The 22,609-nt window shown below is 39.0% G+C and carries 19 protein-coding genes; 11 read left to right on the top strand and 8 right to left on the bottom strand.

The genetic code is table 11. The features are described 5' to 3' along the window. Positions 1 to 249: 249 nt before the first annotated feature. A complete protein-coding gene (locus ADS77_RS04920) occupies positions 250 to 3,027 on the top strand; it encodes a hybrid sensor histidine kinase/response regulator (RefSeq protein ID WP_054453216.1) in 2,778 nt (925 codons plus the stop codon). A gap of 55 nt (positions 3,028 to 3,082) precedes the next feature. Here the strand turns inward: ADS77_RS04920 and ADS77_RS04915 are convergent, their stop codons facing one another. Both ADS77_RS04915 and mutY read right to left on the bottom strand, forming a co-directional pair. Beyond that, positions 3,083 to 3,355: an oxidative damage protection protein gene (locus ADS77_RS04915; RefSeq protein WP_054205430.1), complete on the bottom strand. Its 273-nt coding sequence runs from the start codon at positions 3,353 to 3,355 to the stop codon at positions 3,083 to 3,085. 31 nt (positions 3,356 to 3,386) lie between these two features. Beyond that, positions 3,387 to 4,454 carry an A/G-specific adenine glycosylase gene (gene mutY, locus ADS77_RS04910; protein ID WP_211842147.1) on the bottom strand — a complete coding sequence of 356 codons (1,068 nt, stop codon included), beginning with the start codon at positions 4,452 to 4,454 and terminating at the stop codon, positions 3,387 to 3,389. A 167-nt stretch (positions 4,455 to 4,621) separates the two neighbouring features. On the opposite strand from mutY, the gene trmB reads away from it, so the two are divergent. The 5 genes from trmB (at position 4,622) to arcA (ending at position 9,536) form a co-directional block, all read left to right on the top strand. Then, positions 4,622 to 5,347: a tRNA (guanosine(46)-N7)-methyltransferase TrmB gene (gene trmB / locus ADS77_RS04905; protein ID WP_054205428.1), complete on the top strand. Its 726-nt coding sequence runs from the start codon at positions 4,622 to 4,624 to the stop codon at positions 5,345 to 5,347. 28 nt (positions 5,348 to 5,375) lie between these two features. Next, entirely contained in the window at positions 5,376 to 6,401 is a 1,026-nt protein-coding gene (gene rsmC / locus ADS77_RS04900; protein ID WP_054205427.1) for a 16S rRNA (guanine(1207)-N(2))-methyltransferase RsmC, read from the top strand. 164 nt (positions 6,402 to 6,565) lie between these two features. Beyond that, a complete protein-coding gene (locus ADS77_RS04895; RefSeq protein ID WP_054205426.1) occupies positions 6,566 to 8,191 on the top strand; it encodes an ATP-binding protein in 1,626 nt (541 codons plus the stop codon). Continuing rightward, entirely contained in the window at positions 8,188 to 8,712 is a 525-nt protein-coding gene (locus ADS77_RS04890) for a YfiR family protein (RefSeq protein WP_054205425.1), read from the top strand. The genes ADS77_RS04895 and ADS77_RS04890 overlap by 4 nt, the downstream gene beginning before the upstream one ends. A gap of 107 nt (positions 8,713 to 8,819) precedes the next feature. Next, the gene (arcA, locus tag ADS77_RS04885; RefSeq protein ID WP_054205424.1) at positions 8,820 to 9,536 is read left to right on the top strand and encodes a two-component system response regulator ArcA; all 717 of its coding nucleotides are present in this window, start codon (positions 8,820 to 8,822) and stop codon (positions 9,534 to 9,536) included. Between the two features lie 26 nt (positions 9,537 to 9,562). On the opposite strand, the gene arcB is transcribed toward arcA, so the two are convergent. Continuing rightward, the gene (gene arcB, locus ADS77_RS04880; protein WP_054453212.1) at positions 9,563 to 11,887 is read right to left on the bottom strand and encodes an aerobic respiration two-component sensor histidine kinase ArcB; all 2,325 of its coding nucleotides are present in this window, start codon (positions 11,885 to 11,887) and stop codon (positions 9,563 to 9,565) included. A 206-nt stretch (positions 11,888 to 12,093) separates the two neighbouring features. Here arcB and folE2 point away from each other — a divergent pair, with 206 nt between their 5' ends. From folE2 to ADS77_RS04860, 4 genes are all read left to right on the top strand, one after another. Beyond that, positions 12,094 to 13,014: a GTP cyclohydrolase FolE2 gene (folE2, locus tag ADS77_RS04875; protein ID WP_054205422.1), complete on the top strand. Its 921-nt coding sequence runs from the start codon at positions 12,094 to 12,096 to the stop codon at positions 13,012 to 13,014. Between the two features lie 103 nt (positions 13,015 to 13,117). Next, positions 13,118 to 13,711: a DUF2726 domain-containing protein gene (locus tag ADS77_RS04870; RefSeq protein ID WP_054205421.1), complete on the top strand. Its 594-nt coding sequence runs from the start codon at positions 13,118 to 13,120 to the stop codon at positions 13,709 to 13,711. A gap of 110 nt (positions 13,712 to 13,821) precedes the next feature. Beyond that, positions 13,822 to 14,529 carry a 5'-methylthioadenosine/S-adenosylhomocysteine nucleosidase gene (gene mtnN / locus ADS77_RS04865; RefSeq protein ID WP_054453209.1) on the top strand — a complete coding sequence of 236 codons (708 nt, stop codon included), beginning with the start codon at positions 13,822 to 13,824 and terminating at the stop codon, positions 14,527 to 14,529. A gap of 1 nt (position 14,530) precedes the next feature. Beyond that, on the top strand, positions 14,531 to 15,478 hold the full coding sequence (locus ADS77_RS04860; protein ID WP_054205419.1) for a cobalamin biosynthesis protein: 948 nt from the start codon (positions 14,531 to 14,533) through the stop codon (positions 15,476 to 15,478). A 49-nt stretch (positions 15,479 to 15,527) separates the two neighbouring features. Here the strand turns inward: ADS77_RS04860 and tyrS are convergent, their stop codons facing one another. Next, a complete protein-coding gene (gene tyrS / locus ADS77_RS04855) occupies positions 15,528 to 16,727 on the bottom strand; it encodes a tyrosine--tRNA ligase (RefSeq protein WP_054453207.1) in 1,200 nt (399 codons plus the stop codon). Between the two features lie 150 nt (positions 16,728 to 16,877). Between tyrS and ADS77_RS04850 the strand changes: the two genes are divergently transcribed. Further along, complete coding sequence (locus tag ADS77_RS04850) at positions 16,878 to 18,191, top strand: peptidoglycan DD-metalloendopeptidase family protein (RefSeq protein ID WP_054205417.1); 1,314 nt, start codon at positions 16,878 to 16,880, stop codon at positions 18,189 to 18,191. A 493-nt stretch (positions 18,192 to 18,684) separates the two neighbouring features. On the opposite strand, the gene ADS77_RS22495 is transcribed toward ADS77_RS04850, so the two are convergent. The 4 genes from ADS77_RS22495 to ADS77_RS04835 all read right to left on the bottom strand — a co-directional run bounded on the left by ADS77_RS22495 (position 18,685) and on the right by ADS77_RS04835 (position 22,453). After that, entirely contained in the window at positions 18,685 to 18,861 is a 177-nt protein-coding gene (locus tag ADS77_RS22495) for a hypothetical protein (protein WP_167349700.1), read from the bottom strand. A gap of 417 nt (positions 18,862 to 19,278) precedes the next feature. Beyond that, positions 19,279 to 20,409 (bottom strand): sodium ion-translocating decarboxylase subunit beta, encoded by a 1,131-nt coding sequence (locus tag ADS77_RS04845; RefSeq protein ID WP_054205416.1) that lies wholly within the window; start codon positions 20,407 to 20,409, stop codon positions 19,279 to 19,281. Positions 20,410 to 20,421: 12 nt separating this feature from the next. Then, the gene (gene oadA, locus ADS77_RS04840; protein WP_054205415.1) at positions 20,422 to 22,197 is read right to left on the bottom strand and encodes a sodium-extruding oxaloacetate decarboxylase subunit alpha; all 1,776 of its coding nucleotides are present in this window, start codon (positions 22,195 to 22,197) and stop codon (positions 20,422 to 20,424) included. 10 nt (positions 22,198 to 22,207) lie between these two features. Then, positions 22,208 to 22,453 (bottom strand): OadG family protein, encoded by a 246-nt coding sequence (locus tag ADS77_RS04835; RefSeq protein WP_054453205.1) that lies wholly within the window; start codon positions 22,451 to 22,453, stop codon positions 22,208 to 22,210. Positions 22,454 to 22,609: the final 156 nt, after the last annotated feature.

Below are 22,609 nucleotides of genomic sequence, written 5' to 3'. Positions count from 1 at the left end.
AAGTCAACTTTTTTTTTATTCTTTATAGTTGCTTGCACGGTTTTTCAACAAACTGTTTAATAAATGCAATAAACGCTGCTTTTTAAGACAACCAATTTAGCATTTCACTCAAGCTCTATAGTAATTTAATCTCTTTATGTATAACAAGACTAAAAACGTAGTGAATTATTCCGAGTAAATGATAGGATTGATTTAAGTACACAAGCAGCTGTTTAGATTGCGGTTGATAATAGACAAGTTGGATAATAAATGCAGAGTAAATTTTCTTCTCCTGTGAAAGGCTTATTGCCTCTTTTTTTAATAATAAACCTAGCGGTAACAGCACTCGCGGTTGTTGCTTATTCATTTTACCCAAGCCAGCAATTCGATATTAAAGCAACTAAAGATACGCCAAGCTTAATTGTATTGGCCGAGCAATTGAATGCACCTTTAGTTGATGCCCTGACCAGACCCGGGCAAGATAATGTAAAGCAGTTACTTGATTTAAGCTCTATCCTTAATAACGAGTTTGATTATTACCTCTATCGATATTCACCAACTCAACCACTGCAGCTAGTCTTTGCTAGTAATAAGGACAAGATTGAACCAATCAAGCTTCAACAGCATAAAGTTCAACAAGGGGTCCTTCATCACCTGCTAAGCTTAAATGATCAGCCTGTTGGAGAATTAATTATAAGACAAAAAATCAGCTCGCCCTCTCTTTTACCACAACACTCAATTGAGTTGGCTATAGCTTTAGCCATAGCTGCTTTTATTTGTCTATTTTTGTTAGCTTTATTTTTCAATGTGTATATCAATACACGGATCCGTAAAAGCAGTGATTTACTTGCTAATGAGTTAGAGGGCATTACCAAATCAGGTAATTATAAAAGTAGTGTAAATGAGCAGCTTGATCTAGGCCTTAATATTGTGGCTAAAAATATCAACCACCTACTTGAGCAAGTACAAAACGCAATAAATAATAATGACGTCGCACAGCAAGATTTACATAAGCTACAAAGTAGCCTAGAAACTGAGGTTCATAACCGTACTTTAGCCCTTGAAAAAGCGAGTCAAAGAGCTGAACAAGCCAGTGAAGCAAAAACCACGTTTTTAGCGACTATGAGCCACGAAATACGCACACCAATGAATGGTGTTATTGGTACAATTGATTTACTACGCCAAACAGAGCTCGATGGCGCACAACATCGTCTAAGTACAATAATACGTGAATCTGCATTTTCTTTATTAGGTATTCTTGATGACATCCTCGACTTCTCAAAAATTGAAGCCGGAAAATTAAATATCGACCCAATCCCATTTTCAGTATCCGATACTATTGAAGAAGTGGCTCGTGTTTTATCATCAATTGCCAAAAAACGTCAATTAGAGCTAGAGCTCGCTATTGCCCCTGATATTCCAATTAACCTAATTGGTGACACAGTGCGTGTTCGCCAAGTACTTTATAATTTATGTAGTAATGCAATTAAGTTTACCAGTACCGATGATAAACGCTTAGGACATGTGCGTATTGCCGTAGAGGTAGCACAAAATACAGCCGACCACTTTACTCTACGCTTTAGTGTTAGCGACAATGGTAAAGGCATGAATCAAGCGCAACTGCGTGAAATATTTAATCCCTTCATTCAAGCTGAGGGGTCTATTACTCGCGAATATGGCGGCACGGGTTTAGGCTTATCTATCTGTAAAAGTTTAACTGAATTAATGTTGGGATCTATTGAGGTTACCAGTGATATAGGTATCGGTAGTGATTTTGTTGTTGAGCTACCATTTAGCACTGAGAACACCATAAAGTATGCCCACAAAAACACACTAAAAGACCACCGCGTAGTACTTGTTACTGACCACCCGACTCGACAGCAAACACTTAATCGTTACCTATCCTTTATGGGCGCTAAAACAATCGTCACACAAAGTCCACAACAGATAGAGGAACATCAAGATAGTCACGGGGTGATTTGGGTACTTGATAGTATAGACTCAATGGACGATATAAATTACCTGTTACGCCGATTACTTTATACGCTAGAGGATAATAACCAACAAGTGGTTGTGCTAAGCAAGTTAGACGAAGCTGCAATAAACCATAAAAACATTTTTTACCTAAATGCTGCGCCTTTATGTAAATCAAACTTTATGATGTCTCTGCTAGTTGCTGCTGGTTTACACACGCCTAGACAAGTAAAGCCAGTTAAAACACTAAATAATTACTTGAATGTTGAACAAGCCAGAGAAGAAAATAAACTCGTATTGCTTGTTGAAGACAATATTTTAAATCAACAGGTATTAACCGATCAGTTGCATTTACTTGGTTATGGGGTTGAAGTCGCTGATAATGGTGAGCAAGGTTTAAAAATGTGGCAAACAGGTCGTTACCCACTTATTTTAACTGATTTGCATATGCCAAAAATGTCTGGTTACGACATGGTAGAAAAAATACGTGATGAAGCCGCTCTTTTAGAAGATATAAACGCTCAGCCTTATGTTATTGCGGTAACTGCAAATGCATTAAAAGGCGAGAAAGAGCGCTGTTTAAATGCCGGTATTAATGATTTTATAACAAAACCCATTGAGCTCAATACCCTTGAAGCAACACTTGAGCAATGGAGTGTAAAAAGCAAACAAGGGCCATTGCCAGACGCTATAAGCAAACCTGTTACACCGATTAATATGGATGTACTTGCTAAATATATTAATAACGATGAGGCAAAACAAATTCGTTTTTTCAAAATGTATTTAGAGCAAAGCCATATATTAACAAAAGATATCAATACGGCCATTATGACAAATGACTTTGAAAGCATTGTTGAGACATGCCATCAGCTAAAGTCTATATCTAAAACTATTGGCGCTGAAAAAATTGCAGAGTTAGCTGAAGAGTTTGAAAGCCATGCTAAAGAACAAGATTTAACTAGTGATCAACTAATTGAGCAACGCGATAACCTAGAAATTGAATACTCGAAAGTGGCAATGTTTCTAAAAGAACAAGTGCGAAATGCCGAAAAACAAGATGAACTCAACGAATGAGTTAATTGAGTTAAATAAAAAGGGCTAAATTAGCCCTTTTTATTTGCTTTGAAAACTATTTTTCTGGTGGACGGTAACCTTCAATTTCCACATCTTTATCTTCAAATAAAAAACCAACCATTTGCTCTTCTAAAAAAGTACGATGCTCAGGATCCATCATATTTAAATGTTTTTCGTTAATCAGCATTGTTTGCTTATGTTGCCATTGTGCAAATGCTTCTTTTGAAATGTTATTAAAAATCTTTTCACCAAGCTCACCTGGGTAAAGCTGAAAACCAAGCCCTTCGGCTTCTTTTTGTAATTTTTGACAAAATACAGTGCGTGCCATGATTGCTCTCTTGTGCTCTGTTAAGACGATATTAGCTAGTGTAAACCATTGCGCTGATTTGTTTAACTAGCTTTTTAGTTGGAGCCGCTAAACCGACCTCGATTGACTCATCAAGTGGGTACCATACTAATTGCCGTTCATTTACCACATCGGGTACTTTATGCAAAATAAGTACATGCGGGTTAATAGTTAATTCAAAGTGCGAAAATACATGAGTAAACGGCTCAACGGCCTCGGTTACCACATCAAGCCCTTGCTGCGCTAAAAAAGTATCTAACTGAGATTTTTGCTCGAATTCAAAAAAACTAAATAAACCGCCCCAAATTCCGGAGCTAGGTCTTTTTTCCATTAAGACTTTATCATCACATTGAATAATTAATTGATGACATGCTTTCTTAGGCACTGCCTTTTTTGGTTTAGAATGCGGAAATTGTTTCACCTGCTCCGTTTTATATGCTCCACAACGCGATCGCAACGGGCAAGGCTCGCAATCAAACTTACTACGAGAGCAAAGGCTAGCGCCTAAGTCCATCATTGCTTGGTTGAACTGCGTTACTTGCTTTTCCGGGGTTAACTGCTCTGATAGTTGCCAGAGTTGATTTTCAACTTTCTTTACCCCGTACCAACCTTCAATCATAAAAAACCGAGCAAGCACACGCTTAACATTACCATCTAAAATTGGGTGATGCTGACCAAGTGACAGCGATAAAACCGCCCCAGCGGTCGAGCGCCCTATTCCGGGCAAGGCAACAACTTCATCTAACGTTGTTGGGAACTCACCATTGTATTGATCTCGTACTATTTTTGCCGTTTTATGCAAGTTACGCGCTCGGGCGTAATAGCCCAATCCCGTCCAGTGATGCAGTACTTGGTCTTCATCTGCATTTGCTAAAGCAATAATATCAGGAAAACTTTGCATAAACTTTTCAAAATAAGGAATAACAGTAACGACTTGGGTTTGTTGTAGCATCACCTCAGACACCCAGACTTTATAAGGTGTTTTATTTAATTGCCAAGGCAAGGTTTTACGCCCATAAAGATGATACCAATCGACTACTTGCTGTGAAAACCAGCTTGTTTCACTGTTGTTTAACTTCAAAATAACTACTTTTTTAAACCCGCCCCTTAATGGCGCTCAGTCTATTGCAGTGAGTTAAAATATCAAGTTATAAACATGCGCAAAAGATAAGGCCTTGTGATCAACGCCGTGGTCAGGGATAATATGCCACCATTTTAAGACATGTTGTTTTCATCAGGCCAAAATATATGAGTGATTCAAGTAACGATAACCTTGAGCAAGCGAAGCAAGAAGGTAGATATATTCGTACAATTCGCAGCTTTGTTAAACGCGAAGGTCGTTTGACTAAAGGACAAGCTGCGGCAATTGAAAAATGCTGGCCAACTATGGGGCTTGAGCATCAACAGGGTATGCTTGATTTAGCCCAAGTATTTGGTAATGACAACGATGTTGTTTTAGAAATCGGTTTTGGTATGGGTAAGTCATTGGTCGAAATGGCCAAAAGCGCACCGCACCTTAATTTTATCGGTATTGAAGTACACCGCCCAGGTGTTGGTGCATGTTTGATGGATGCTGATGAAGCAGGCATCACTAATTTACGTATTTTTGAACATGACGCTGTTGAAGTATTTGCTGATTGTATTGCACAAGGCAGCATTACCACAGTGCAATTATTCTTTCCGGATCCATGGCATAAAAAACGCCATCACAAACGCCGTATCGTACAACCAGCATTTGTTGAAAGCCTGCGCAGTAAATTAAAAATTGGCGGTGTTTTTCACATGGCAACTGACTGGGAAAACTACGCTGAGCACATGCTCGAAGTAATGCAAACTGCTGAACACTTTAAAAACCAGTCAGAAACTAACGATTACGTACCACGACCTGATTTACGTCCTTTGACGAAATTTGAGCAACGCGGTCATCGTTTAGGTCATGGCGTTTGGGATTTAATGTTCGAACGCATTAGTTAAATCAATTAATTTTAAGGCAAAGCCATTTATGAGCGCATTAACCAACCCAAGTTCACTTTTACTACGCAATAGCGCAAACCTAACGGCGGACTCTATTTTAGTGGTTAATTTTGTACAAGATGGCTTTTTGTCACAGCTACAGCAGTTAAATCCAAACAGCAAGATTACAGCCTTTAGCTACAATCATGCTAATGGTGAGTTTGCTAAAAACATCAATGATATTGATGTGTGTGTTAGCCATGAAATAGCAAGTAAACATTTTGACTTAGTTATCTATTACTACCCAAAAGCAAAACCAGAAGCCTTGATGACACTTGATAATATACGCGCTGTTATTAACCCTGATGCCGAATTATTGGTTGTTGGCGAGAATAAAAGCGGCGTAAAATCGATTGAAAAGCAATTTAGTTGCCACTGCGAGTATAGTAATAAAATTGATAGCGCTCGTCATTGTGCCTTGTATTTATTTTCAGACATAAAAACGTTAGCTGAATTTGCAATAACTCGTTATCACAAACAGTTTAGTGTTGATGTTGCGGGGATTAGTTTCAATGCAATCAGTATTCCAGGCGTATTTAATCATGGTGAGCTTGATGGTGGTACAAAAATACTGTTAGAGAATGCACCGACTATTAAATCTGGTAATGTACTCGACTTTGGTTGTGGTGCAGGCCTTATTGCTACCTTTTTAGGTCTAAAAAACCCAGCATTGAATTTTACCTGTACAGATGTAAGCGCCCTTGCCGCTTATGCAACTACGCAAACGTTGGCATTAAATGCGGTAAACGGCAAAGCTTTACTTAGTGATGGTTTAGCTAATGTGACTGGGAAGTTTGAGCTTATTATTTCAAACCCACCATTTCATACCGGTATCGCGACTGACTATACTGTAGCCGAACAATTTTTAAGTGGGGCTAAGCAACACTTAACTAAACAAGGTAAACTAACGATTGTTGCTAACTGCTTTTTGAAATACCCGCCTATTCTAGAAACTCAATTCGGCACTTATCAAACCGTGCATAAAACGAATAAATTTTCAGTTTATAGCAGTTAATTACCAGGCTTTCCCACATTCAGGTCAGGCTTCAATGAAGCTGCTAAATAATAAAAAATGGCAGCTTTTTAACAATTTTTTTATATTTTTAGTCTCTTTGCTAGGTTTTTGCTAAACTTACGGCTACTTAAACAAAAAAACAATATTCAGGCTTCATTCCGACAATGCCTAAACCGATACCACAAACAAGTATACGTAAAGCTCTGATCAGCGCAGTAATGTTTGTTACAGCTTTGTGCTTATCCCTATCGATTTCAATTTCGACTTACCTTGATGTCAAAGAGCAAAAGCTATTAATTATCAATAAACTGAATATTCTTGCTGAAATCACAGCATTTAACGCTCAAGTAACGGTATTATTTGAAGATAGGAAAACCGAAGAACAACGACTTAAGTCATTTGAAAGCATTCCATTAGTTAAAAACATCCACATTTATGCTATTGATGAGATATCTAATAAAGCCGTTTTTTTCACCAGTTTCAATGCTAAAAAAACCCCTCCAGTACCAATACGCGTTGATAACATTGAAGAGTTAAAAGAACCAAAAATAACTGAAAACTATATAGAATTAATAAAACCAATCATGTACGAAAATGAAGTTAAAGGATACGTTTATATACGTGGTGGTTTAGAGCGTCTTAATGCCTACATAAATAAAAAGATCATTGTTGATCTCATTCTGACCTTATTCGTTTTAGTGCTGGTTTACTTTGTCGCCAAGCGGATACAAAAACGAATTGTTGATCCAATCGATCAAGTAACCCTTTTACTACAAGATGTGTCAAAAAATCATAACTATAGTGCTCGTGCACCAAAGACTAACATTACCGAGATAAATATTTTATCGAGTAGTTTGAATATTATGTTGACCCGTACACAAAACCAAATTGAACGGCACAAGAACGATAAACAAGAAATAAAGCAACTAAACCAAAGCTTAGAAGAAAAAGTTAATCAACGTACCATTGCACTGCGTGAAGCAAATCAAGAGCTATTAGATACCCTTGAGAGAATGCATCAATATCAAAATCAAATTGTCGAAAGCGAGAAAATGGCGTCTCTTGGTCAAATGGTTGCAGGGGTTGCCCACGAAGTAAATACACCAATTGGTTTAGGGATCACGGGTTCAACTTTGTTACGCGATAAATTAGCTGAGATCAGTGCCGGATTTGATCAGAAAAAACTTACGTCAAATCAACTCAAGCGCTTTATTGACGATGGTTTAGAAAACCTAGATTTAATTTATAGAAACCTCAATAGAGCTGCGGAGCTTATTTCAAGCTTTAAAAAAGTTGCCGTTAGTCAAGATGGGGAATTAAATGCTTTAGTTAATATCAGTGAGTTAATTTCTGATGTATTACTCTCTATGCGTACTGACTTAAAGTCAAAAGACCCTAAAATAACAACTCATTGCCCATCCACCTTAGTAATGGAAACTAAAGCTGGACCATTGCAGCAAGTGATACAGCAGCTATTGAGTAATTCATTAATTCATGGCTTTAAAGATAGCATCGATAATGAAATTGAGCTCACTGTCGAGCGCAACGAAAGTAGTTTAATCATTCATTATACCGATAATGGTATTGGCGTAGATAAATCAATTAAGAAACGTATTTTTGACCCATTTGTAACCACTAAACGCGGAGAAGGTGGCAGCGGTCTAGGTATGCATTTAGTTTACAACTTAGTAACGCAAGCCTTAGGTGGGAGTGTTTATTTTGATGAACAAAACCAAGATGGCACCCGTTTCATCATCACCTTGCCATTAAAAGAGGCAACTAAAAGATGATTGCTCGGGTTGTTTTGTTAACTATTTTGGCGTTTACTCCCTTTTTATTGCAAGCAAAATCACCAGAGCAAGTAAAGTCTGCTTTCCTATATCAGCTAACAAAGTTTATAGAATTCCCTCGAAACGATGAAAATAGACAAATAACTTTTTGTTTTTATGATATTGAGCAAGGCATAGGCGCGATATTAAAGGGTAATTCGACACTGAAAATAAAAGATGTCCCCATTGCCGTCGTCTTAATTAATAAAAACCAACATATTTCTGAACTTTCTCGCTTTTGCGATATCACATACATTGATGAAACATTAGAAGATGATATAATCCCTCTTTGGATCGATGCTACTTCCTTAGACACCTTAACAGTTGGTGAAAGCATCAATTTTTTAGATAAAGGTGGTGTTGCCTCCTTGGTCCAAGAAGGGAATAAAATCCGACTGTATATCAATAAGCAACAGCTATTGCGTAGTAATTTTAAAGTGCAATCTCGAATATTAGCTGTTTCTAAATTTCATCCAAATTGATTTTACTTGTTAACAAATGGATATACTCCTATAATCTCTGTATTCGGTTTTATAATACAATACCGAATTAATTGTAAATAAAATATTCCGAAAAAGGTTAATTAATAATGCAAACGCCAGTCATTCTGATTGTAGAGGATGAAGACGTAACTCGACTAAACCTCGTTAGTTTATTTGAAGCTGAAGGTTACAAAGTTATTGAAGCCATTGATGGCGATGACATGCATGACAAGCTTACAAATAATGATGATGTTAATCTTGTAGTTATGGACATCAACCTGCCAGGCAAAAACGGGCTGATTTTAGCACGTGAATTACGTCAAAAGCGTAACGTAGGTCTTATTTTCCTAACCGGTCGTGATAATGATGTTGACCGTATTTTAGGCCTTGAAATTGGTGCAGACGACTATATAACTAAGCCGTTTAATCCTCGTGAGTTAACTATTCGTGCTCGTAATTTGATTTCTCGTACTGCACTTGGTGGTGAAGAATCAAACCTTGAAACAAATGGTGTAATCACGTTCAATGGTTGGGAACTTGATGAGAACAGCCGTTGTTTAACATCCCCTGACGGTGATGCTAAACGTTTACCTAAAGGTGAATACAGAGCACTACGCTTAATGCTAGATTCTCCAGGTCGTATATTTAGCCGTGAACAGCTAATAAAACATATGACTGGTCGTGAATTACGTGCAAATGACCGTACTGTTGATGTGACAATTCGTCGCATTAGAAAACACTTTGAAAGCGACAACAGCACATCTGAACTAATCAGCACCATTCATGGTGAAGGTTATCGCTTCATTGGTAAGATTGATAGTTAATATCAATCTTACCAAAACCCACAGCATTAACGTTCCAATTGCTGTAAGAATGAATGAAGGGCAATTTGTCCTTCATTTATTTTATCTGCTAAAACAGTTAGCCAGATATGTAAAACGTCTTCATCTTCCTCTATAGCGCCATGTTCCATTACTTTCGCATGTAACTGTACGTCATTTAAACCAACTGAGCCTGCGGCCCCTTTAAGCTTATGCGCAACAGACTTATACTCTTCACGATCACCATTAGCTAAAGAGGTCGCAAGTTCTTGTTGATATTGCGGGTTAAGCTTTTCAAATAAACTGCTACTACGCTTAAAAACTACTATGCCCATAGAGTTAACAAAGTCTTCTATTGTTTCAACATCGAGTAAATCAGTATTGATATGTGCTCCTGCCTCTTTACTTACTGTTAAGCGGGTTTCGTCGCACTGCTGAATTTGCTTTATATCAAACAATTCAGCCAACATTTTATCAAGCTTGGTGGTATTAATCGGCTTAGCTAAAGCACCTTGAATTGATATACCTTCAAGTTCTTCTTCAGCACTACGTACATTGGCCGTAAGAACAACAATCGGTAACTTATCAAAATAGTCATCTTCACGGATCTGTCTTGCAACCTCATCACCGTTAATGTCTGGTAGTTGCATATCAAGCAGTACTAAATCTAAATCATCTTCTGTCGCTACAAATGATAAAGCATCTTCCCCAGTTTCAGCCCAAATAACCTCATGACCACGTTGTTCAAGCAAATTGGTCGCAATTTCGGCATTCAATGGGACATCTTCAACGAGTAAGATATTCAAACTGCGACCCGCATAACTTTGTTCTGTGGGCGCGATGCACAATGACAGCGGTATCTCAACTACAAAGCAACTTCCCTCATCTTCAGTACTGCTAACATGGATCTCGCCTTGCATTGCACTGACTAAAGCTTTTGTTACCGCTAAGCCAATGCCTGAACCAATAGCATTAGTCCCTTTTAAATCCGGTGCTTTATAGTACATATCAAAAATTCGATGCAACTGCTCTTGTGGTATTCCCTGCCCTGTATCTGTAATACTCATAACCAACCATGGGCCGCATGCTCTATTTTCTCTACGACATTCAAGCTGTACTTGACCTTGTTTAGTAAACTTAACGGCGTTATTTATAAGGTTCCATACCACTTGACGTAAACGTGTGGGGTCAAGCTTTGCATATACATCCAACATACCTTTTCGTTGAATTTCAAACTCCAAACCTTTTTGTTCAGCTATTAATCCTGCAAAATTAACCACATCATTAATAAAGTCAGATACATTAATTGAGTCGGTAACAATATCAAGTTGTTCACGGTCAATTTTATCTAGATCAATAATGTCATTAAAAATATTGCCGAGTGTTTCTGCACTAGAAAATACCGTGTTACACCAGCTGCGCTGCTGTTTATCAAGCTCAGTATCAAGCAGCATTCGTGTTAAACCAACAATACCATTGAGTGGGGTTCGCAATTCATGGCTCAAAGTGGCAATAAATTTCCCTTTGTCTTTATAGGCAGTTTCAAGTGCTTGCGCTGCCTCTTTACGGCTAGTGATATCACGTCCAAATGCCAATAGCCCAATATATTCACCATCATCATTGATAAACGGTAATTTACGCATTTCAAACCAACGCTTTTCACTCCCTACCGGATATTCCACATCAAGCGTTAAGGCGGTATGAGTTTCTTCGACTTTATTATCGGTGATTAATACTTCAGGTAAAAAATGGGTTGGGTAAATTTCTTCTGCGGTTTTACCAATTAGTTCAAGACTTGATTTACCCATTACTTGTTCAAACATTTTATTACACCCAGCAAAAACGCCATTATTATCTCGGTAATAAAACAAATCAGGAGAGGAGTCGACAATAGATCGTAATAACATACCTTGTTGCGCGAGCTCTTGTTGTGTCTTTTTACGCTCTGCAATTTCGTGTCTGAGCTCTTCGATTGCACGATGCTTGGCATGAAAAGCCATTTTCCGCTCATCTATCTCAATATTCAAGCGACTAATATTGTCTTTTAGTGTTTGATTTAAAAGCTTTTCTTGTTTAGTTGCCGTGTCTAAATAAGCATAGGATGCATCTAGCTGACGTATGGAGTTAATCAGCACGCTTATAATAATAGGAGAAACCACCGCAGTAAAAAAAACCACGGCAAATATATCAACTAACATTACCTCGCCAACAGCGACATAATAAAACATGCAAGATAAAATCAACGACACCACTATTAATAACGCATAGCAAATTGCTGCGGTTTTAAGCTCACCGAATCGGGTAATGGAACTGGAAAGTATTCGAGCCCAGGGACTCAAAGAAGAATCGATCATATATAAATCTGTCTCTTGGCTATGCGTTTAAACTTGGCAAACTTCGTAGCTATCAAAAATAACTAACATCTACGCATATTTTAGCATTTTTACATTAGCAATTTTCATGTTCCGCGACGAAAACAGAAAATTTTCATCTACCACGTATTTTTAAATTATTTCGTGTAAAATACTGCGCTTTACAATTGCCAACAACGAGACTTGCAATGCAAACCAACATGCCCGATATAGCAGATACGGCTCCCGCCTTACAAACTGGTAAATTAGACTGGGTTGGTATGGCTGATATTGAACTGCCGTTTATTTTTGAATCTCGGGGTCTTGCGCCTGTAAACGTTAATGCAAAAGCTCGCGCCTTTGTTAATCTTCACAAAGAAGATGCAAAAGGCATTCATATGTCGCGATTGTTTTTAGCATTAGATACCTTATCTACCGAACAACATGTTAACCCTAGTACCCTATCACAAGCTTTGGATACTTTTATTTCAAGCCATGAAGGGCTGAGTGATCAAGCAAAAATTGAATTTAAATTTGAGCTTCCACTGCGCAGAAAGTCACTTTTAAGCGGTAAAGCTGGCTGGAAAAGCTACCCTATCACTCTAGAGGCAAAAATTGACCGCGGGCAACTAAGCTTTGAACTAAGCCTTGATGTAACTTATTCGTCAACATGCCCATGCTCAGCGGCACTAGCGCGCCAACTTATTCAAAATGCCTTTGTGGAAAAATTTAACCAACAACCACTTAATCACGAAGAAGTAATTAATTGGCTTGGTAGTACAGATGGCATAATCGCAACGCCGCACTCACAACGCTCTATTGCTAACGTCAAAATTAAGTTAGATCGTAATATTACTGAATTTGATATTTTAAGCCTGGTAGATACACTCGAAAATGAGCTTAAAACCCCTGTTCAGGCTGCGGTTAAACGTGAAGATGAGCAAGAGTTTGCTCGCTTAAACGGTCAAAACCTGATGTTTTGCGAAGATGCGGCACGGAAAATAAAAGCCGTACTAGAAAGTGAACAATACGCTGATTACTGGTTACAAATAAATCATTACGAGTCACTGCATGCCCATGATGCTGTTGCAATTGCAGTTAAAGGCGTTGCCAATGGTTATCAACCTTAATATAAACCATACCCGTTTAATATAAATACGTAACACCACAACACTTAGGCACACAAATTGCTTTGTAATTTACAGTGTCAATTTGTTGTTGTGGAGTTACCGTATGGAATTCGCTTTATTATCAATTTTAGTTTTAGTCGTAGGGGCATCTGTTGTTGCGTCAAAGTTTACCGATGATGGCGGAAACCCTTACCCTTTCACCCGTAAAGAGAGTGTATTTACGCAAGTTGAAAGTGCCTTTTTAAATCTTTTAGAACGTGCTGTTGGCGATCAATACAAGATTGTTAGCCGCGTTAAATTAATTGATATCATTGATTGCAAACATGGCTTATCGCCTAAAGCAAAACGTGCAGCTATTGCTAAAGCAAAGAACAAACAACTGGATTACGTATTAATCGATAAAGAAAAAATGACTATCGTTGCCGCTGTTGATTTAGTTAACAATGCAAATAAAGATGGCCACAAAGCGCAGCGCGATTGGTTTGTAAATGGTGCATTAGAGGCCGCTGGTATCCCGCATATTCGTATGAAAGTAAAATCGGGTTATCGCCCAAGCGAAGTACGAGACGCCATTATGTTTAAATTAGGCAAACCTGCTGCACCGAGTATTCGCCCAAGCCGAAATAGAGTGACCAAACCAGCAGTGTTATCTCCTTCGCAAGCAAAAGCCCATTCGACTGCACTAGCTGAAATATAGCAGCATCTGTAAAAACAAAATGCGAGTTTAGGCTCGCATTTTTTGTTTGTTTTACCCTACTCCCATTTTTGCAGTATAATCTAGCCATCTAATTCGAGGAATTTTAAATTATGAATGTTGGTATTATTGGCGCAATGGAGCCAGAAGTTAAAATTTTGCGTGAAGCGATGCAAAATCCACAAACTCTAACTAAAGCAGGTTTTACTTTTTATACTGGTGAGCTAGCAGGTAACACTGTTACTCTAGTCCAATCAGGTATTGGTAAAGTAGCGTCAAGTATTGCAACAACACTGTTAATTGATAACTTTAAACCTGATTGCGTGATCAATACGGGTTCTGCCGGTGGTTTTGATCCGTCATTAAGCGTGGGTGATGTTGTTATTTCTTCTGAAGTTCGTCATCACGATGTTGATGTAACCGCATTTGGTTACGAAATTGGCCAAGTGCCACAAATGCCAGCGGGTTTTGCCGCGCATCCTAAGCTAATTGACGCTGCGCAACAAAGTATTGAAAGCATTAGTGACGTTAAAACGTTGATTGGCTTAATTTGCACAGGCGATTCATTTATGTGTGACCCTGTACGTATTGATAAAGCCCGCGCTGACTTTCCTACAATGCTTGCCGTAGAAATGGAAGGCGCAGCTATTGCACAGGCCTGCTTTACACTTGAAACACCATTTGTTGTGATCCGCTCAATGTCTGACATTGCAGGCAAAGAGTCACCACAATCATTTGAAGAATATCTAGAAACCGCTTCAATTAACTCATCAAAAATGGTGCTCGCGTTACTAGAGAAGTTAACTGCGGTAACTCTATAACGTGTTACCCAATTTAGTTCAGCAACATTTGGACTTTATTGTATTTATATTAGCGCTCCTGAGTGAGCGCTTTTTACCTCTGGTCAGTTGGTATCACCCCAATACATTTTTAACGGCCGTTTTTACTGCGCTTGGTAAACGTGTTTATCGTGAACGTGAACCAAAAAGCTACCTATATTTATCATCTTCCCTGTGTTTTATATTAACGCTTTTAGTGATCATGACATTGGTCGTTCTACTCATTGAATTTGCTTATTATCCTGAACTACTAGCCGGTTTAATACTTTACTTAAGTTTAGAATGGCGAAGTATAGAAACTAAAGCATTGCGTATCGCACGTTTAGTTAAGCAAAACCAAAAAGCAACTGCCCGAGAGTTATTAAAACCACTACTTGCCCGTCAAGTAAATGCGTTATCAAGCACTGGTATTTGTAAAGCTGCCATGGAGATGTTGATATTAAGAGTCGCGCGTCATTATTTTAGCGTTATCTTTATTTACCTGCTATTTGGACCAATGGCTGCATTGTCTTATCGTTTACTCACTTTGATGCACCAAGCTTGGCGTAAAAACACTTTGCCAAACAGCCCTTTTTTAAAGCCACTCGCTTGGCTTTTGTATATTATTGAGTGGCTGCCCACCCGATTATTGGCTTTGACAATTGCAGCCAGTAAAGCCAGCAAGCTGAGCATTCATTATATAAAACATTATGGTAGACACTTCTATCAAACTAATAGTGGTTGGTTATTAAGCTGTTGTTCTGCATCGGTCGGCGTGCAATTAGGCGGGCCTGCGATTTATCAAGGCACTCGTTTTGATAAAATGCGCATAGGCACCGAGCGCTTACCTCAAGCAGCCGATATTCCGATACTTTTGAGCCAGCTCAATCAAGCTCGAGTTTTTTGGTTATTGCTTATTTTTGGCATTGAGATAATTAAAACAATTATATAAAAAAACCAGCCGAAGCTGGTTTTAAAACTGAATTCTCATTCTTTACCTGTTAAGCACAGGTAATATTTGCAAACTTACGTTTACCTACTTGATAAATAGCCGTACTGCCTTTTTTAATTTCAAGCTTAGTATCAGTGACTTTTTCTTCGCCATTGATTTTAACCGCGCCTTGTTTAATCATACGCATCGCTTCAGAAGTACTCGCAACTAGCCCAGCTTCTTTAAGTAAGTTAGTAATAAATACTGTATCTTCGTCAATTGTTACTGTCATATCTGGGATATCGTCTGGTAACGCATTTTTCTGAAAACGTTTAATGAAGTCATCATGAGCGCCTGTAGCCGCTTCATCGCTATGAAAACGCGCAATCATTTCTTTTGCTAAATCAATTTTAATATCGCGCGGGTTAGTACCTTGTGCAACTTTATCTTTAAGGTCAGCAATTTCATCAATTGACAAGCTACTTAGCAAATCATAATAACGCCACATTAATTCATCGCTAATTGACATGATTTTGCCAAACATGTCGTTAGGCGCATCAGTGATACCAATATAATTGCCTAATGACTTAGACATTTTTTGCACACCATCAGTGCCTTCTAACAACGGCATCATCAATACAGTTTGTGGTTTTTGGCCTTCGTCTTTTTGTAATTCACGACCCATTAGCAAGTTAAAACGTTGATCGGTACCGCCAAGCTCAACATCAGCTTCAAGAGCCACAGAATCCCAACCTTGCACCAACGGATACAAAAACTCATGAATCGCTATTGATTGACCGCCAGCATAACGCTTTTTAAAGTCATCACGCTCAAGCATACGAGCAACCGTTTGACGAGCAGCTAATTTTATCATGCCTGCAGCGCCTAAATTTTCCATCCAGCTAGAGTTAAAAGCAACGGTGGTTTTAGTTGGATCAAGAATTTTAAATACTTGCTCTTTATATGTTTCAGCATTTGCTAATACATCTTCACGGGTAAGTGGTTTACGGGTAATATTTTTCCCCGTTGGATCACCAATCATACCGGTAAAGTCACCAATTAAGAAAATCACTTCGTGACCTAAGTCTTGGAATGTTTTCATTTTATTAATTAACACGGTATGACCTAAGTGTAAATCAGGGGCTGTTGGATCAAAACCCGCCTTGATCTTAAGCTTTTTACCCGATTTTAGCTTTTCAACTAATTCGTCTTCAATTAATATTTCTTCTGCACCGCGTTTTATCTCTGCAAGAGCGGTTTGTAAATCCACTGTGTATTACTCCAAAAAATTCAGTCTATGCGTTGATTCTAGCGTAAATCTGCCCCAGTTTAAATCTACAAAACACTGGTATTAACGCTTTATTAAGTATATCCTGCAATATTAGTGATTAATTATCTTGACAGCAGAAAAAGGCACCTTATGGTTCACGTTGTGCACAAAATCCCAAAAAAACACAAGTTGCTTATTTTAGGTTTAGTTTCTGCTATTGCTGCCCTAACACTTATTCCTTCAGAGAAAGCCACTGCTTCTAAAGACAATAACGCAGATGCACTTGAAATCGGAAAGCGTTATGAGTTACAAGTTAAAGTTGATGACATTGAGCAATTAACTGAATTAAATTCGCAAGAAGACGCAGCAAAGCTACCCGAATATGACCTAATCGATTTTAAAGTAAAGAATGGTGACAATTTAGCACTGATTTTTAAACGCGCAGGTTTTAACGCACAAACCGTTCATAAACTTCTGAACACCAATGCTGAAACCCGTAAGCTAACTAAAATTCATCCTGGCGAAATACTCAGTTTCGCCACAGCTGAAGATGGCTCGTTAGCGCAGTTACGTTACGTAATTTCAAAAACAGACACTCTATTCGTTACCTTAAATGACGAGGGTAACTACGATACATCTATTGATAGTAAAGAAATAGAGACTTTAACCGCTTCAACGGGCGGTGAAATCACCAATAGCTTTTGGACTTCAGGTATTGCTGCAGGCTTAAGCGAACGCCAAATTATGAACTTTGCTGATATTTTTGGTTGGGACGTGGATTTTGCCAATGATATCCGTAAAGGCGATCAGTTCGGCTTAATTTACGAATCTCATTATGTTGATGGTGAATTTATTGGTACGGGTAAAATTATTGCCGCTGAGTTTATTAACCAAGGCCAACGTTATGCGGCTATTCGCCACAGCGATGATACTTTTTATACGCCTGAAGGGCGTAGTATGAAAAAAGCCTTTTTGCGTGCACCGGTTAACTTTAAATACATAAGCTCAAGCTTTAACCCACGCCGTTTGCACCCAGTCACTAAAACTGTGAAACCACATAATGGTATTGATTATGCAGCACGTACTGGCACGCCAGTTGTATCATCTGGCAATGGTAAGGTAATTAAGTCAGGTTACAGTAAGTATAATGGTAACTATGTATTTATTAGCCACGGCACACAGTACGTAACTAAGTACTTACACTTAAATAAACGTGCTGTTAAAACTGGTCAAAAAGTTAAACAGGGCCAAAAAATTGGTACTGTAGGCGCAACTGGTCGCGTAACAGGCGCTCACTTACACTATGAGTTTTTAGTTAACGGCGTTCACCGTAACCCTAAAACAGTTAAGCTACCAAAGTCTGAACCACTGCCACGCGCGGAACTTGCTAAGTTCAAGCCAATCGCAGATAACTTTTTAGCGCAGTTAGAGCGCAACAGAGAGCTACAAGTAGCGCTTAAGTAAAAGCTAGCTGTAAGCAATTCTAAAAACCGTTGTTATGTAAGTAGCAACGGTTTTTTTGTTGAACTGTTTGATGTGATGCGATCCCTAATCCCCCTGCACACCTCTCATCATGCGCTTTTTATTAATAGGAAACGCAATTGGCGTTCACCTTCCGTGATGAATATGTATCCAAATTCCCATCAGTGACGTTAAACCTTGTGAGGTTAAATCGTTATTGTCTAAAAAGCTGAAAGCTTGACTTCCCACATAATGGTTCATGAATAGCTCATTATCGCTTTTAGACATCCGATAATGCAGTGCCTTGATGCAGACTGACAGGATATTGTTCGTTGGGTTTCGCGGTGTTCAACCACAATCTATGTAGCCAATTTTAACGCCGAGCAGCTTAAAACTTACAACTTACCGATCCTAGCAGCCCTGTACCTGACGGCTGACGGCTGACGGCTGACGGCTGACGGCTGACGGCTGACGGCTGACGGCTGACGGCTACGCTCTACCTCACCAACATATAAATCAATTGCACTAACAATGAAATCATCACCAGTGGCCAAATATATTTTGCATATTTAGTGGCGCCATCGAGGCCCATTTTCGACTGATACTTTTCAAGTAATGGCACTAGAATCATGAGTGCGACAAACAGTGAAATTAAAATCACGAAGATATTCATAGCATTCCTTATTTATTCAATATCTATCGAGTATACCTAGGGTCTATTTATCTTTCGAGGTTAAATTTGCAGCTGCGCGTTTGGTTTTTAGGCAAGGCAGAGCCTATGTAGTGTGGTTATCCCCCATAAATAGGCGATAACGCGGCATAAATGTCAAACACGCGCTCCCCGAAGGGTTTTGCCTAGGGGCGATTAACTCTTTGTTGCCTACACGGATGTAGGTAAAGGGCGTGAGCAGGACGCGGAAGCTTTGCTCGATTTTTACTTAGCCCACTCGATTCCAAATCTCGCGCCGCGATTAAATCGCCCCTAGTTTGAACAAATTTTAACCCTAAAAGGTCAACAGACCCTAAGGGCAAAAAAAAGCGCAGTCTACACTGCGCCAGTCGGTTGGAAGTAAATCTTATTTAGTTATTGTTAGCCTACCAATGCTAACAAAATACCGGCAGCGACTGCACTGCCCAATACACCCGCTACATTGGGGCCCATAGCATGCATTAACAAGAAGTTATGTGGGTTATTTTCAAGGCCAACCTTATTTACAACCCGCGCAGCCATAGGGACTGCTGATACTCCTGCGGCGCCTATAAGTGGATTAATTGGCGATTTAGAAAACTTGTTCATTCCTTTTGCCATAAATACACCCGATGCAGTACCGATAGAGAATGCTAAGGCACCTAAAACTAAAATACCTATTGTTTCTATGGTTAAAAATTTATCGGCCGCTAACTTAGAGCCAACAGCTAAACCGAGGAAAATCGTTGTAATATTAATAATCTCGTTTTGAGCACTGTTACTTAAACGATCTACCACACCTGATTCACGCATTAAGTTACCTAAGCAGAACATACCAACTAATGGTGTTGCCGCTGGTAAAAATAAGATGGTTAAGCTTAATACCATTAGAGGGAAAATAATTTTTTCCTTTTTCGATACTGTACGAAGCTGTGGCATCTTAATTTGACGCTCTTCTGGTGTTGTTAGTGCGCGCATGATTGGTGGCTGAATAATTGGCACCAACGCCATATATGAATAAGCCGCGACCGCGATTGCACCAAGTAAATCAGGAGCAAGCTTTGAGGCTAAGAAAATTGCCGTAGGGCCATCTGCGCCACCTATAATTGCGATTGCCGATGCATCCTGCAAAGTAAATTCGAATCCTGGTACATAGTTTAATAAGATAGCACCGAATAATGTCGCGAAAATACCAAACTGAGCCGCCGCACCAAGCAATAACATACGTGGGTTAGCAATCAAGGCGCTAAAGTCCGTGAGCGCACCAACGCCCATGAATATTAATAACGGAAATACACCTGTATCAATACCAATGTGATAAACGTAATATAATAATCCGCCGGGGTCTGATAAACCCGCTAAAGGAATATTTGTTAATATTGCGCCAAAGCCAATAGGTAATAATAGTAATGGTTCAAAATTACGTGCAATTGCGAGATACAATAACAAGCACCCCACCGCAATCATAATCAATGCCGGAAATGTAAAGTTCGCAATACCTGTGGCATGCCAGAGATTCAATAATGCTTCCATCCTACTTTACTCCTAGGCTAATGAAATCATGGCATCACCCGTGACAACCGAGTCACCTTCAGAAACTAGGATCTGAGCAATTGTACCTGCATGTGTAGCGCGGATCTCTGTTTCCATTTTCATGGCTTCCATGATCATTACTACATCACCTTCGTTAACCGTTTGCCCTGCTTTAACTTTAATTTTAAAGATATTACCGGCAAGAGGTGCATTCAATGTCTCCCCTGATGCGACTGAGGCAGACTGGGGAATTAACTCACTGTCTTTTAAAGTAACTTCTTTTAGTTCACCGCCTTGAGCAACAACTACATCATAAACTTTACCATCAACTTTTACGCTGTACTGCTCAGCAGTGACTGTTTTATTATTCGTTTTAGTTGGTTTTTCTGATTGAGCCGTTGGGGCCGCAGGTATTGCTTCGAATGCATCAGGGTTGTTACGGTTTTTAATGAATTTCAAACCAATTTGTGGAAATAATGCATACGTTAGCACGTCGTCTATTTGCTCATCAGCAAGTATTAAACCTTGCTCTTGTGCTTCTTTTAATAACTCAGCTTGCAGCGTCTCAAGTTCTGGTTTTAATAAATCAGCAGGACGACAAGTAATAACGTCTGCACCATCAAGCACGCGCTCTTGCAGCTCTTTATTCATTGGTGCTGGTGTTGCTCCGTACTCACCTTTTAATACACCTGCCGTTTCTTTAGTGATTGTTTTATAACGCTCACCTGTCAGTACATTTAAAACAGCTTGTGTGCCTACAATTTGCGAGGTAGGTGTCACTAAAGGCAAGAAACCTAAATCTTCACGAACGCGTGGTATTTCAAGCAACACTTGATCAAGTTTATCTGCTGCGCCTTGTTCTTTAAGTTGATTTTCCATGTTAGTTAACATGCCGCCAGGCACTTGCGCTAATAATATACGACCATCAACACCTTTTAAACTGCCTTCAAATGCAGCATACTTTTTACGTACATCACGGAAGTAAGCGGCAATCTCTTCGAGCTGATTCAAATCAAGTTCAGTATCGCGCTCAGTTCCTTCAACTATAGAAACAATGGTCTCTGTTGCACTGTGTCCATAAGTCATACTCATTGAGGAAATAGCGGTATCAAGCATATCGATGCCAGCATCAATCGCTTTTTGATAGGTTGCTGTACTTAAACCTGTTGTTGCATGACATTGCATTGCAATTGGTATAGAAACCGTTTCTTTTAAACCTTTAATCAACTTTTCAGCATCATATGGTTTAAGTAAACCTGCCATATCTTTGATACAAATTGAATGACAACCAAGATCTTCAAGCTGTTTTGCAAGTGTTAGCCACATCTCCAGTGTATGGACTGGGCTTACTGTGTATGAAATTGTACCTTGTGCATGGGCACCAACTTTGATTGCGGCTTTGATTGCCGTTTCTAAATTACGCACGTCATTCATTGCATCAAAAATACGAAAGACATCTACACCATTTTTATGTGCACGCTCAACAAATTTTTCTACCACATCATCAGCATAATGACGGTAACCTAAAAGATTTTGACCACGTAACAGCATTTGTTGCTTTGTATTCGGCATTGCTTTTTTAAGGGCGCGAATACGCTCCCATGGATCTTCTCCTAAATAGCGAATACACGAATCAAATGTTGCACCGCCCCATGATTCGATCGACCAATAACCTGCATCATCAAGTTTTTCAGCAATAGGTAACATGTCATCTAAACGCATACGCGTTGCTAATAATGATTGATGAGCATCACGAAGTACCAGTTCTGTTAGTTTTAATTTAGCCATAAGTCACCCCTTATAATTTTTGTTTATTTTTGTACTGAGCGATGGCAGCACTAATTGCGGCAATGTGTGCATCTGGCACACCTTGCGCTTTGATTGATGGCGCACGAGCTGGTACATCTATAGGTTGCTCAAAACGACTCGCCACCTTAGACATTAATACAATTGCTGAAATCAACAATGAAAGAAAAACAAAAACGCCCACCATGCCTGTTGCCATCAAATTTGCTGCTGTCGCTAGTAACTCACCTATATTCATACTCTGCCCCTTTATATATTCAATACCTGATAGTTAACAAAGCAACAAAAGCAGGTAAAAAACCACTTTATATAAATAACTATGCAACAATCATATCAAAGTAATTAACCATTTCCAACACTTTGTAAATTGGTAAAACCAATTAATATAAAGCTA

This window comes from Pseudoalteromonas porphyrae, from assembly GCF_001298125.1.
Lineage (GTDB): Bacteria > Pseudomonadota > Gammaproteobacteria > Enterobacterales > Alteromonadaceae > Pseudoalteromonas > Pseudoalteromonas neustonica.
Note: the sequence above shows the minus strand (reverse complement) of the source record. Positions and strands in the feature narration are given on the sequence as shown.

Bases quoted from the DNA above. Each gene is read 5' to 3' on its own strand.
- ADS77_RS22495 (WP_167349700.1), bottom strand. From the start codon at position 18,861: ATGAATATCTTCGTGATTTTAATTTCACTGTTTGTCGCACTCATGATT.
- ADS77_RS04870 (WP_054205421.1), top strand. From the start codon at position 13,118: ATGGAATTCGCTTTATTATCAATTTTAGTTTTAGTCGTAGGGGCATCT.
- arcA (WP_054205424.1), top strand. From the start codon at position 8,820: ATGCAAACGCCAGTCATTCTGATTGTAGAGGATGAAGACGTAACTCGA.
- mtnN (WP_054453209.1), top strand. From the start codon at position 13,822: ATGAATGTTGGTATTATTGGCGCAATGGAGCCAGAAGTTAAAATTTTG.
- ADS77_RS04915 (WP_054205430.1), bottom strand. From the start codon at position 3,355: ATGGCACGCACTGTATTTTGTCAAAAATTACAAAAAGAAGCCGAAGGG.
- ADS77_RS04845 (WP_054205416.1), bottom strand. From the start codon at position 20,409: ATGGAAGCATTATTGAATCTCTGGCATGCCACAGGTATTGCGAACTTT.
- arcB (WP_054453212.1), bottom strand. From the start codon at position 11,887: ATGATCGATTCTTCTTTGAGTCCCTGGGCTCGAATACTTTCCAGTTCC.
- ADS77_RS04890 (WP_054205425.1), top strand. From the start codon at position 8,188: ATGATTGCTCGGGTTGTTTTGTTAACTATTTTGGCGTTTACTCCCTTT.
- folE2 (WP_054205422.1), top strand. From the start codon at position 12,094: ATGCAAACCAACATGCCCGATATAGCAGATACGGCTCCCGCCTTACAA.
- ADS77_RS04850 (WP_054205417.1), top strand. From the start codon at position 16,878: ATGGTTCACGTTGTGCACAAAATCCCAAAAAAACACAAGTTGCTTATT.
- ADS77_RS04920 (WP_054453216.1), top strand. From the start codon at position 250: ATGCAGAGTAAATTTTCTTCTCCTGTGAAAGGCTTATTGCCTCTTTTT.
- trmB (WP_054205428.1), top strand. From the start codon at position 4,622: ATGAGTGATTCAAGTAACGATAACCTTGAGCAAGCGAAGCAAGAAGGT.
- ADS77_RS04895 (WP_054205426.1), top strand. From the start codon at position 6,566: ATGCCTAAACCGATACCACAAACAAGTATACGTAAAGCTCTGATCAGC.
- ADS77_RS04835 (WP_054453205.1), bottom strand. From the start codon at position 22,453: ATGAATATAGGTGAGTTACTAGCGACAGCAGCAAATTTGATGGCAACA.
- rsmC (WP_054205427.1), top strand. From the start codon at position 5,376: ATGAGCGCATTAACCAACCCAAGTTCACTTTTACTACGCAATAGCGCA.
- oadA (WP_054205415.1), bottom strand. From the start codon at position 22,197: ATGGCTAAATTAAAACTAACAGAACTGGTACTTCGTGATGCTCATCAA.